Here is a 12,293-nt window from a genome sequence, read left to right on the forward strand (position 1 = left end):
TGAACTTCTCTAAAACAATAATAATCTTGTCAATAAACACTTTTTATGCGACGACGTAGGAGGGAAGTGATTTCTATGGAATGGAATTAAATATATTATTATAAATTATTTACCAAAATTATTATGCTATATTTATTGTTTAAATTTTCTAATGGAAACCACACCTAAACAAGATAAAAATAAAACTTTAAAAATAATTATAATACCAAGTATTATAGCTTTAATTTTTGCTATATCACTTTTTCTTTGGAAACGTAACTTTTTTGATTTTGACTCCACTGTAGACGCAGGAATGCTGGGTACTTTAGGTGATTTTATAGGTGGAGTAATTGGTTCTATTTGGGCATTGGTTGGAGTTGTTTTATTCTATTTAGCTTTAAAAGAGCAGAGAAGAGATATTGCAACAAATCAAAAAGCATTGGCTAAACAAATTGAAGCACTAGAAATACAAACTAATGAATTTAAATTACAAAAAGATGAATTAATTGAATCGCGAAAAGTATTTATTGAACAGTCAAAAACATTAAAAAAACAACAATTTGAATCTACATTTTTTTCAATGTTAAAAATGTATAGTGACAACATCAGAATTCTTAATTCAAGATATTCTAACGGAGAAGATTATTTTATTGAATTTATAAAAAAATTATCATCCAAAGTAAAAATATCTAATGAACCATTAATCAATCATAAAGAAACATTAAAAGCATATAATGAACTTTTTTTTAATTGTAAGGATGATATTTCGCATTATTTTAGAATAGTATATAGACTAGTGAAATTTATAGATAATAGTACTATGTCTGAAGATGATAAAAAGATGTATTCTAAAATATTACGTTCTCAATTTTCTGAAAAAGAATTGCTTATGCTTTATTATAACTCATACACAGTTTTTGGAACTAAATTTTACCCATTAATTTTAAAGTATAATTTATTGAAACATTTGCCAAGTGATTCTAAAATTGAATTTAAAAATTTGGTTTGTAGTAAAGTTAAGATGGATTTTAATAGACTTTTATTCATACAAGAGCTATCTAATTATTTAAAATCATATTTTAAAGAATTTAAACAATTAATGAAACAAGAGGTAATAAATGAAGAAGATTTTCCTTTTGAAAGATCTGTAAAAACAGAGGATTCTTCAATGATCATTCACGTTATAGCAGATGAATTAACAGAAATTAAAATATCATTTTTTAATATAAAAAATGATATTATTAAAGATAAATATGATTTAGATTTGAATAAATTTCAGGAATATGTTCTACACCATTTATATCATAAATTTGTTTTCACGACTTATAATGATTCAGAAGAATTAAATTTTAATATTTCTGAAAATTTAGATTCGAACAATGTCAAATATTTAATTACAAGTAATAAAGGAGTTTCTCTATAAATAATTATGGAAAAGAAATCAATAACATCACAATTGTCTCAGAAAGAATTTGAAAGTATTTTTAAAAATAATATGAAAATCTCTTCATATTCCATGTCTATAAAAACACTTTTTAGTGATAGAATGCAAAAAAAAATTGATTATAATCCATATTATCAGAGAAATTATGTTTGGGATAGAGCTAAAGCTACTTTTTTTATAGAAAGTATATTGTTAGGTACAGATATTCCTCCTTTAATCTTTTTTAATTCTGGTGGGAAAATAGAAGTTATTGATGGTAGGCAGAGATTTGAAACTATGAAAAAATTTAAAGAAGGAGACTTGGCTTTGAATATAAAAGGTCTTTTAGAATTACCTCAATTAAAAAACAACACCTTTAACAAACTTGATGATGATATACAAGGAATATTTGAAGATGTTAAAATAAGAATTTTTGAATTTGAAGTAATTAATGAACCTAAATTATCCGAGTATCTTGAAGATAAAATTAAAAAAGAAATATTTAGAAGGTATAATTCAGGTATTACAGCTTTAAATACTTCTGAAATAGACAATGCCGTTTATGATGATGACAAAATCACAATTGAATTCAAAAAAATTCTTAAAGAAAATAAAGGATTGACTGCAAGAATCACTGAAACTTTTCTTGGTAACAAATTTAAAGATAAAAATATTGATTTTTCTAAAATTTTACAGTTATTGAGAAAACATTTTGTTCTAACAAGTTTTCCAATTTCTCATTACGCAAGAACGAATAATAGACAGAATACACTTAAGCTTTTGTATGATGTTGTTCAAGAAAATAAAATAGTAGATTCATCTTTAATATTGGATTTCTTTGAAAATGTTAAACTAGTATTAACTTTAAAAGATTTTTTTCAAAAAAATGAATTAGAAGGGAATAAAACCTTATATGAATGTATATTATGGGCAATTTGTATTCTTAAAATTGAAGTTGTACCTCAATTAAAGGAATTTACAGAAGAAGAGAAAAAGAAACTTCTAAACCATTATATAAACAATAAAGAAACTTACAACACTGATTTTTATCATTATTACAAAGAAATAATTAATCGTTTTACAGATACTGCAAATATTTTTAAAAGTATTTTTTCTTATGATTTTAAAGATTATATCAGAGATGAAAATTTTAATGCTAGAGTTAAATCTCTAAAGCAAAGTGAAAATCAAGCAAAATTAAAATTAGATGAACTTTCTACTTTAAGAGTAAATAAACCTGATCCTTCATTTATACCAGTAGAGGAGTTGATTAACGATTTACAAACCAAAAGATATCTAGTAAGGCCGACTTATCAAAGGCAAGAAAGGATAAATGAATATAAGGCCTCTGCAATTATAGAAAGTATAATATTAGGTATTTATTTACCACCAATTTTTATTTACAAAAACAAAAATGGTGTTAAAGAAATAATTGATGGACAGCAAAGAATACTTTCCATCTTAGGATTTCTTGGGAAACAATATCTAAATGAAAATAACAAATTAGTTTTCTCAAAAAATAATAATTATAAACTTAGAGGATTAAAAGTTATTAAAGAGATTAATGGGGCTAGATATAGAGATTTAGATGAAAATGAATATCAAGAGAAGATTTTAGATTTTAAATTGCAATTAATTGAGATAGATAGTGCCATTAACGAGAATTTTCAACCTGTTGATTTATTTATTCGATTAAATAATAAACCATATCCCATTAAAGAAAATTCATTTGAAATGTGGAATTCCTTTGCTGATAAAGAAACTATTAAACTAATTCGAGAAATAACTCAAAAATACGTTTCCTGGTTTTACATAAAGAGTACTGATAAAAAGTATTTTATAGATAGAATGGAGAATGCTGAATTGATAACAATATTGTCCTATATAAATTATAATAATAAATATAGAAAAGATTATAAAAGTGTTGGATATTATAACAGAAAAGACAAAATAACAGGAAGAATTGGGGATAAAAAAGATGTGTCAAGTATCATTGAAAGGTTATCCGTAAACGCTCTCATGAAAGATAATTTTATTCAATGTGTAAATGAAATTGAGATATTTATAAATTTATTATCAAAAATTTTAGGAGAAAAGGATTTAAAAGAGAAATTGAATTCTTTATTTAATGTTGGTAAAGCAAAAAGGTCAAAAATCGATTTCTATCTACTTTATGATTTATTGCAAAATATACCTATTGATAAATATAAGCTTGTGGATTTAAAAGATTTAGATAAAGATATTTTACTTTTATCTTCTATACTTAAGAATACAGAACAGAATCTAATTAATGATGATTACAAAACGAATTTTTTATCTGTAAAAGAAAAATTAGTTTCAAAATATCAAACATTAGTTAATTAGTTAAATCTAGATTAACTTAATCTCATAAAATTTTGGTCAAAACAATAGGAGAAATTAGCGTCCATATTTTAGGCTATACAAATGCAAATATCCAGTGGATGATTATAATTGGATACAACACTTTACTAAAATCACGTTTCAAATCGTATTTAGCTAAAAATGTACACTGTACATTTTCTTAACGCCAAATAGTCTAAAATATAGTGAATGAGCCGTTAATTGTTTCCAAAAGTTTATGCAGTCTTGATTTTTTTGTTTAGCTAACGCATTCTTATTGTTTTAAGTGTTCGTGAATCTCCTAAAGTCGATTTCTTTTGAGAATCGCGTATAAAAAAATATTACCTATAAATACTCAATTACGAGAATTTTGCTAACATCTAAATCTAAAAACTTTCTGGAATATTTTACATAATAGATAATTATAGCTACACAATAATAAATACAACTACGAAGCCACAATTAGCTTGACATAATTACTATCGATATAAGTCTAAGACGTTATATCTGTAATTATGTCAAATATCGCCCAAAAGCGCTATTTCGCTAATTGTTATAAAATGTAATATAATTTATATTATGTAAAATAGAATATTTTAAAGCCCACTATTCCTTAATAAAAAGAAATTATAATTAAACTATATGGAAAACCATAAACTAAATGTAATTTTGCTTTAAAATTACAAACATGTTTTCATTTAAAAATATATTTCGTTTAGTGGCCTTTTTAGAAGGCGTTTCATATATCTTACTATTATTTATTGCAACTCCAATAAAATACATGTCTGGAAATCCAGAATACGTAAAACTTCTAGGTATGCCACACGGTATTTTATTTATGCTTTATGTGGTTTTCGCTTTTATGCTTAAAAAAGATTACAACTGGACGAACAAACAATTTTTTATTGTACTTATTGCTTCGGTAATTCCTTTCGGAACCTTTTACATTGACCATAAATACTTAAAACCAGCATCAAATTAATGACTAATATTAGACATTTTTTTTACGACATTCTTGTATCTAACGGCCTTTCTGAAACGGCTGCTACTTACTTGAACATGCTTATTTTACTAGTCATTCTTATAGTTGTTGTTGCCATAATCGATTATATTTTAAAACGCATTTTAATAGTATCTTTTAATCAGTTTGCTACACAAACTAAAACCAACTTCGACGATTTACTTATATCAAACAAAGTGCCTAGAAATGTGGCGCATGTTATTCCGTTAATTATAACCATTCAGTATTTTCCTGTGGTGTTTTCAGACTTTCAAAATTTTGAAGTTCCCGTTGAAAAAGCACTTAAAGTTTTTGGTATAGTATTGGTTTTGTGGATTGTACGAAGCCTTTTGAACTCTATAAAAGATTATTTAAAAACCTTACCGCGATTTAAAGACAAACCTATAGCAAGTTACATACAAGTATTCATGATTTTTGCTTGGTTAGCTGGTATTATGTCTGCCATTGCTATTGTTACAGGTATTCCGTTTCTACAGTTTTTAACTGGTTTAGGTGCTATTTCGGCAGTGATATTATTGGTCTTTAAAGATACTATTTTAGGTTTTGTAGCTAGCATTCAGGTATCTATAAACGATATGGTGCGTATTGGCGATTGGATTACATTTGAAAAATATGGTGCCGATGGCGATGTTATAGAAATTACTTTGGCAACTGTAAAAGTTCAAAATTTCGATAAAACCATTACCACTATTCCTACCTATGCCCTAATTTCAGATTCGTTTAAAAACTGGCGAGGCATGACGAGTTCTGGTGGTCGACGTATTAAACGTGCGGTTATTATAAAACAAACCAGCATTAAGTTTTTAGAGGATGCCGATGTTGAAGCACTTAAAAAAATACAACTAATTACCGATTATTTGGTGCAGCGTCAAGAGGATATCAATCAGTTTAATAGCTCTAAAAATATTGATAAATCGGTTTTAATTAACGGACGAAATCTAACAAACTTAGGTGTTTTTAGAAAATATATTGATGCTTACTTAAATCAGCATTCTGCAATTAATAAAGATATGACCATTATGGTGCGTCAATTAGCGCCAACACCTCAAGGTATTCCGTTAGAAATTTATGCGTTTAGTTCCGATAAGCGTTGGGCAAATTACGAGTATATTATGGCCGATATTTTCGATCATTTATTAGCAGCACTACCCTATTTTAAATTAGAAGTTTTTGAATTGCCTTCGAATAATTTTATAAAATAAAACCCAGCAATGAATAAAAAAAGGCTGTTTGTATTTACTTTCTACAAACAGCCTTTTATATTTTAAAATAAAATAAATTATTTAGCGCCCCACTCTTTTAAAGAGGCTTCATTCATTTTTACATAGTCTGCATTTCCAGCTTTTTTTGCACCTTCTAACGATAATTTAGCAGCTTCAATAGCCCCTTTTTTATCACCAGCTTTAGCATAAATTAAAGCTTTACGTCTTAAAAACCAAAATGGTGTTTTGTCACCCGTTTTTTCAACAGCTTTATCAATCCACTCTTTAGCTTTACTAATATCTTTCCCTTCATTTAAATAATATTGCGCAGCTAATTGGTAATCGTTCGCAGATGGTCCTGCCATAACAGCTTCAATACTCTTTTCTACAGCAGCATCTGTAGGCACTCCAAGCGGAACAGAAACATAGGTTTTTTCCCAAATAAATTCTAAAGTTGCACTGCTATTGCGTAAGCTATTTAAATCGATAGTAAATGATTCAACATTAAAAGGCACTGGATATACTTTCCCTGTTACAGTTAAGGCTACTTTACTTTCATCTAATTCTGCTGGTGCACCGCCTGCATCATATTCTGTATAGAAAATAATGTCCCACGATTCTTTTCCTGGAACAGATAAAATAGCATAAGTACCTGCTTTTAAAGGTTTGTCTGCTATAGTTACATCTGTACTAAATGTAATTTTGGTTCTTGCATTGGCTCCTGTGCGCCATAATTTTCCAAAAGGAACAACATCTCCAAAAATAACACGATCCTTTACTCCTGGTCTAGAATACTCGATAGAAACATCGGTTAATCCTACTTTTTGCTCTAGTTTGCTAAACGGACTAGGCGCTGGCGTTTTAATTTGTGCACTTGCCGAAAAAACCATCGCGAAAATGGCTAAGGCTAATAATAACTTTTTCATTTTTAGTTTGTTAATTAATGTTTATAATTTTTATAAAATTAAGGATAGAAATTAGGTGTAAATGTTAATAAAACTATAAAATAACTCTAGATTTTCTAACCTAAGTAATAAACTTCATGAATAATTTTGTTTAACTTTAACACAAATAAATTAAACAATTTAATATATTTGTATAAAATACAAGGTTATGGCAAAAAAGAAAACGGTAAATAAAAATGATATCATATCACTTTATATGGATTATGTTTTAGAATATAATGAAAACCCTAAAACAGTTTATGCCTTTTGTAAAGCCAATAATTTTAATGAAGCTGATTTTTACAACTACTTTGCTTCATTTGAAGCTATTGAAAAAGGCGTTTTTGAAGCTTTTTACACCAACACAATAAATGTTCTAGATAAAAGTGATGATTACAAAACTTTTGATGCAAGAAATAAACTATTAAGTTTCTATTTCACGTTTTTCGAAATATTAACTAGCAATCGCAGTTACGTAGTTTATGTTTTAAACAATTACAAGAATAAAATGAAAGGCTTAAAAAAGCTAATGCCTTTAAAAAAACATTTTACGCACTACATACAAAACCTAAATATTGAAACTTTAGACCTCAAGCAGGAAAAACTTGAAAAATTAAAAAACAAAACCTTAGAGGAATCTGCTTGGGTACAACTTATTTTAACCATAGAGTTTTGGTTAAACGATACTTCTTCAGCTTTTGAAAAAACAGATATTTTTATTGAAAAGTCTGTTAACACTAGCTTTGATCTATTAAACGTTTCGCCCTTAAAAAGCGTAGTAGATTTTGGTAAATTCTTGTATAAAGAAAAATTTCAATTTCACAACTAAAGCCTTATGAATACCATAGATAAAATACCTACTTCAAAAATACAACGTGCCACAAAATTGGTTTCTACGGGAGCAAAAGTTGGCGTTAATTATTTAAAATATTACGGAGATAAAATAGTATCATCTGAAGCCGACGCTAAAGAGCGACTTAATAAAAATAATGCTTCAGATATTTATGATGGCTTAAAAGAGTTAAAAGGTAGTGCATTAAAAGTGGCACAAATGCTTAGTATGGAAAAAAGTATTTTGCCACAGGCCTATGTTGAAAAATTTTCGTTATCACAATTTTCTGTACCTCCATTATCTCCTCCTCTAGTTATAAAAACATTCAAAAAATATTTTGGCAAATCGCCAGACGAATTATACGATACTTTTAATGCAACTTCTGTAAACGCCGCCAGTATTGGCCAAGTGCATACTGCGGTTAAAGATGGGAAAAAACTTGCTGTGAAAATTCAATATCCAGGAGTTGCAGAAAGTATTGCTACAGATTTGGCTATGGTAAAACCCATTGCCATGAGCATGTTTAATATTAAAGGTAAAGACTCCGATAAATATTTTAAAGAAGTTGAAAATAAATTAGTTGAAGAAACTAATTACGTTCTTGAAATTAAACAAAGTCAGGAAATGGCTTCTTCTTGTGCTAATATTCCAAACTTAAAATTCCCTGATTATTATCCAGAATTATCTACAGACCGAATAATTACAATGGACTATATGGAGGGTGAGCATTTATCTGAATTTACAGCCAAAAACACCAATAAAGACCTATCAAACACTATAGGGCAAGCTTTATGGGATTTTTACATGTTTCAAATTCACAAGCTTAAAAAAGTACATGCCGATCCTCATCCTGGAAATTTTTTAATTTCAAAAAACGGTGAATTAATCGCTCTAGACTTTGGTTGTATTAAACATATTCCGCTAGATTTTTATGTGCCATACTTTGAACTAGCAAAAAAAGAAAACATTGAAAACAAAGCACTTTTTCAAGAAAAACTTTACGAATTGGAAATCATAAAATATGAAGATAGCCTAGAAGAAAAACAGTTTTTCACAGCCATGTTTCATGAAATGCTAAGTTTATTTACACAGCCTTTTCAAGTAGAATATTTTGATTTTTCTGATGCTAATTTCTTTGGTAAAATAGCTGAATTAGGCGAAAAATACTCTAAAAACACCGAGTTGCGCAAAATGAATGGTAATCGTGGTTCAAAACACTTTATTTATATTAACCGTACATTTTTTGGACTGTATAATTTAATGTTCGATTTAAAAGCTGAAAACATTAAGATTAATAATTATTTGAGTTTGTAATGATTCATTATAAAAAAACAGACATAGAAAAATTACCTCATATTTATAAAATAAACCTTATAAATAGTTGTTCTGGATATAAATCTGCTAATTTAATAGGCACAAAATCTTCAGAAAACAATAATAATGTTGCTGTTTTTAGCTCTGTAACTCACTTAGGTTCTGCTCCTGCCCTTTTAGGTTTTTTTTTACGTCCAACAACGGTTCCTAGAGACACCTATGCAAATATTAAAGAAACTGGGGTTTACACCATAAATCATATTTATAAAGATATTATAGAAGATGCACACCATACTTCTGCTAAATATGATGCTTCAATTTCAGAATTCGATATTACTGCTTTACAACCTGAAGAAAAAAATAAATTTCACGCCCCTTTTGTAAAAGGTTCACCCGTACAAATAGGTATGAAATTTGTTGAAGAATATCACATAAAAGCAAATGATACTTTACTTATAGTTGGTGAAATTATAGATTTATATATTAATGATAATTTACAAGAAATTGATGGCTTTATAAACCTTAGCAAAGGTGAAGTTGCAGCTATTAACGCTCTTGATGGTTACGCTGTTGCAGATAAAAACAAACGCTTTTCTTACCAACGCCCAAAACACTAATACTCATGAAAATACTTGTTACTGGTGCAACGGGCTATATTGGCAAACGATTAATTCCTTTTTTAGTTAATAAAGGGCATCATGTAATTTGTGTTGTTAGAGATAAACTACGCGCAGAAAAGTATTTTTTTGAAGAAGATTTAATATCTGTTGTTGAAGCAGATTTTTTAAAACCTGAAACTTTAGCAAACATTCCTGAAGACATTGATGTGGCATACTATTTAATACACTCCATGTCTAATTCTTCCAAAAATTTTCAATCTTTAGAAGAAAAATGTGCTGTTAATTTTAAAAACCGTTTAGAGCAAACAAATACAAAACAAGTTATTTATTTAAGCGGCATAACAAACGAAGAACAACTCTCTAAACATCTTTTATCAAGAAAGAATGTTGAAGAAATATTACAATCCGAAGTATATGCTTTAACCATTTTTAAAGCTGGAATAATTGTGGGCAGCGGTAGTTCGTCATTCGAAATTATTAGAGATTTAGTAGAAAAACTACCGTTTATGATTGCCCCAAAATGGTTAAATACCAAAACACAGCCCATTGCTGTACGAGATGTTCTAAATTTTCTGTTTAAAGCAGCTGGAAAACGTAGTTTATTCAATAAATCGTACGATATTTTTGGTCCCGAAATATTAACATACAAACAAATGTTACTTCAATTTGCAGAAGTTAGGCAATTAAAAAGATATATTTTAACGGTCCCAGTTATGACTGCTAAATTATCATCATATTGGCTGTATTTTGTGACTTCAACATCTTACAAATTAGCCTCTTCGTTAGTGGATAGTATGGGTGTGCAAATTATTGGCAAACCAAGCGACATAAATAGCTTAATGAATATTTCGCCAATAGCATATAAAGCAGCCGTAAGACTAGCTTTCGAAAAAATTGAACAAAACGGTATTATTTCCAGCTGGAAAGATTCCCTTGTAAGTAGCGGAAGGCTGCGTAGTAATCTTCATAAATATGTTAATGTACCTAGCTATGGGTGTTTTAAAGACTTTAAAAAACGATCTATTAAAAACACAGAACAAACATTAAATAAAATTTGGAGTATTGGTGGCGAAAACGGTTGGTATTATGGTAATTTTTTATGGCGTATTCGAGGTTATATCGATAAGCTTTTTGGAGGTATTGGCTTAAGAAGAGGCCGAACAAACCCCGATCAATTGGATGCAGGTGATGCGCTTGATTTTTGGCGTGTAATTTATGCAGATAAATCCAAACAAAAACTTTTACTATATGCCGAAATGCGACTACCAGGAGAAGCTTGGTTAGAGTTTAAAATTGAAAATAACATATTAAAACAAACAGCTACTTTTAGGCCTCGTGGCATTTGGGGCAGATTATATTGGTACAGCGTTTTACCATTTCATGGATTTATTTTTAATGGCATGATTAACAAACTCGCTAATGCCTAGAAACATTAAAAAACAACACTTACCAACCAAAATTTGTCCAGTGTGTAAGTTGCCTTTTTCATGGCGTAAGAAATGGCAATTAAACTGGGAAAATATAAAATATTGCAGTGAAAAATGCAGAAAGAACAAAACACTAGCCTAGTTTGGTTTACTAATAATTTAAGAACACACGATAACTCAACTTTAACCAAAGCCATAGCAAACAGCAACCAAGTTATTGGGTTATATTGCTTTAATCCTAATCAGTTTAAAACTGATGAATTTGGTTTTAAAAAAACTGAAAAATTTAGAGCCAAATTTTTAATTGACACGATTACCGATTTAAAACAGAAACTTAGCCAATTAAATATTCCCCTTTTTATTTACAACAAAAAACCAGAAGATATTATACCTCAACTGGTTACTAAAAACAACATTAACAATATTTATTTACAGGAAGAGTGGACGTATGAAGAAGTTGAAACCTTTAACAAAGTAAAAACACAACTGCCAAAACGTGTAAAGTTTACAACAAGCTACAATCAGTTTTTATTCCACCCAGAAGATATTCCCTTTCCAATTAACCAACTTCCTAAAATATTTACTGAGTTTAGAAAAACTTGCGAAAAATTTGTTCACGTAAGGCCAGAAATTATAGCTCCAACTAATCAAGCAAAAAATTTGCTTATAAATAACGAAACCATAATTCCAACGCTGTCAGATTTAGGTTTCGAAGATTTTGAACAACACACAAATACAGCATTTCCCTTTAAAGGAGGAGAAACCGAAGCTTTAAACCGATTACAAGACTATTTTTTCAATACCAAAAAATTAGGTTTTTATAAAAAAACGCGTAATGGTTTATTAGGAATGAACTTAAAAAAACCGGTTGGATGAGTAATCGTGGGCGCCAAAACGTAGCAAGTTATTTTGCAAAGTCTATGAAACTCGATTGGCGCATTGGCGCAGCGTATTTTGAAAGCCTTTTATTAGACTACGATGTGCACAGCAACTATGGTAACTGGATGTACGTTGCAGGTGTTGGCAACGACCCAAGAGACAGAAAGTTTAACGTAAAACTTCAAGCAGAACGTTACGACAGCAGCGGGAAATACCAACGTTTGTGGTTGCAAGACACTTTATTTTAAAACAACTTTACGTCAGTCTCAGCGCATTCTAAGACAAAAAAAG

10 protein-coding genes and 1 pseudogene are annotated in these 12,293 nt (G+C 29.0%); 10 read left to right on the plus strand and 1 reads right to left on the minus strand.

Translation table 11 applies throughout. The features are described from left to right. The first annotated feature begins 151 nt into the window (after positions 1-151). The 4 genes from PW52_RS05785 (at position 152) to PW52_RS05800 (ending at position 5,986) form a co-directional block, all read left to right on the plus strand. Positions 152-1,402: a putative phage abortive infection protein gene (locus tag PW52_RS05785; protein WP_044631981.1), complete on the plus strand. Its 1,251-nt coding sequence runs from the start codon at positions 152-154 to the stop codon at positions 1,400-1,402. A 6-nt stretch (positions 1,403-1,408) separates the two neighbouring features. Further along, entirely contained in the window at positions 1,409-3,766 is a 2,358-nt protein-coding gene (locus tag PW52_RS05790) for a DUF262 domain-containing protein (protein WP_052823398.1), read from the plus strand. A gap of 685 nt (positions 3,767-4,451) precedes the next feature. After that, on the plus strand, positions 4,452-4,745 hold the full coding sequence (locus PW52_RS05795; RefSeq protein ID WP_044631982.1) for a DUF3817 domain-containing protein: 294 nt from the start codon (positions 4,452-4,454) through the stop codon (positions 4,743-4,745). After that, entirely contained in the window at positions 4,745-5,986 is a 1,242-nt protein-coding gene (locus PW52_RS05800) for a mechanosensitive ion channel family protein (protein ID WP_044631983.1), read from the plus strand. The genes PW52_RS05795 and PW52_RS05800 overlap by 1 nt, the downstream gene beginning before the upstream one ends. Positions 5,987-6,063: 77 nt before the next feature. Here the strand turns inward: PW52_RS05800 and PW52_RS05805 are convergent, their stop codons facing one another. Next, positions 6,064-6,912, minus strand: coding sequence for a DUF2911 domain-containing protein (locus PW52_RS05805; RefSeq protein WP_044631984.1), 849 nt, complete (start codon positions 6,910-6,912; stop codon positions 6,064-6,066). A gap of 187 nt (positions 6,913-7,099) precedes the next feature. On the opposite strand from PW52_RS05805, the gene PW52_RS05810 reads away from it, so the two are divergent. The 6 genes and pseudogenes from PW52_RS05810 (at position 7,100) to PW52_RS05830 (ending at position 12,250) form a co-directional block, all read left to right on the plus strand. Next, positions 7,100-7,759 (plus strand): TetR family transcriptional regulator C-terminal domain-containing protein, encoded by a 660-nt coding sequence (locus tag PW52_RS05810; RefSeq protein ID WP_044631985.1) that lies wholly within the window; start codon positions 7,100-7,102, stop codon positions 7,757-7,759. A gap of 6 nt (positions 7,760-7,765) precedes the next feature. Then, positions 7,766-9,076: an ABC1 kinase family protein gene (locus tag PW52_RS05815; protein WP_044631986.1), complete on the plus strand. Its 1,311-nt coding sequence runs from the start codon at positions 7,766-7,768 to the stop codon at positions 9,074-9,076. Then, positions 9,076-9,693, plus strand: coding sequence for a flavin reductase family protein (locus PW52_RS05820; RefSeq protein ID WP_044631987.1), 618 nt, complete (start codon positions 9,076-9,078; stop codon positions 9,691-9,693). The genes PW52_RS05815 and PW52_RS05820 overlap by 1 nt, the downstream gene beginning before the upstream one ends. 5 nt (positions 9,694-9,698) lie before the next feature. Continuing rightward, complete coding sequence (locus PW52_RS05825) at positions 9,699-11,123, plus strand: SDR family oxidoreductase (protein ID WP_044631988.1); 1,425 nt, start codon at positions 9,699-9,701, stop codon at positions 11,121-11,123. 4 nt (positions 11,124-11,127) lie between these two features. Then, the gene (locus PW52_RS17350; protein ID WP_205618126.1) at positions 11,128-11,265 is read left to right on the plus strand and encodes a DUF2256 domain-containing protein; all 138 of its coding nucleotides are present in this window, start codon (positions 11,128-11,130) and stop codon (positions 11,263-11,265) included. Beyond that, positions 11,238-12,250, plus strand: a pseudogene (locus PW52_RS05830) (deoxyribodipyrimidine photo-lyase). The gene PW52_RS17350 and the pseudogene PW52_RS05830 overlap by 28 nt, the downstream one beginning before the upstream one ends. The last annotated feature ends 43 nt before the right edge of the window (positions 12,251-12,293 follow it).

It is taken from the genome of Neotamlana sedimentorum (assembly GCF_000943565.1).
Classification (GTDB): Bacteria; Bacteroidota; Bacteroidia; order Flavobacteriales; family Flavobacteriaceae; genus Neotamlana; species Neotamlana sedimentorum.

Bases quoted from the DNA above. Each gene is read 5' to 3' on its own strand.
- PW52_RS05785 (WP_044631981.1), top strand. From the start codon at position 152: ATGGAAACCACACCTAAACAAGATAAAAATAAAACTTTAAAAATAATT.
- PW52_RS05815 (WP_044631986.1), top strand. From the start codon at position 7,766: ATGAATACCATAGATAAAATACCTACTTCAAAAATACAACGTGCCACA.
- PW52_RS05795 (WP_044631982.1), top strand. From the start codon at position 4,452: ATGTTTTCATTTAAAAATATATTTCGTTTAGTGGCCTTTTTAGAAGGC.
- PW52_RS05810 (WP_044631985.1), top strand. From the start codon at position 7,100: ATGGCAAAAAAGAAAACGGTAAATAAAAATGATATCATATCACTTTAT.
- PW52_RS05790 (WP_052823398.1), top strand. From the start codon at position 1,409: ATGGAAAAGAAATCAATAACATCACAATTGTCTCAGAAAGAATTTGAA.
- PW52_RS05825 (WP_044631988.1), top strand. From the start codon at position 9,699: ATGAAAATACTTGTTACTGGTGCAACGGGCTATATTGGCAAACGATTA.
- PW52_RS05805 (WP_044631984.1), bottom strand. From the start codon at position 6,912: ATGAAAAAGTTATTATTAGCCTTAGCCATTTTCGCGATGGTTTTTTCG.
- PW52_RS05800 (WP_044631983.1), top strand. From the start codon at position 4,745: ATGACTAATATTAGACATTTTTTTTACGACATTCTTGTATCTAACGGC.
- PW52_RS05820 (WP_044631987.1), top strand. From the start codon at position 9,076: ATGATTCATTATAAAAAAACAGACATAGAAAAATTACCTCATATTTAT.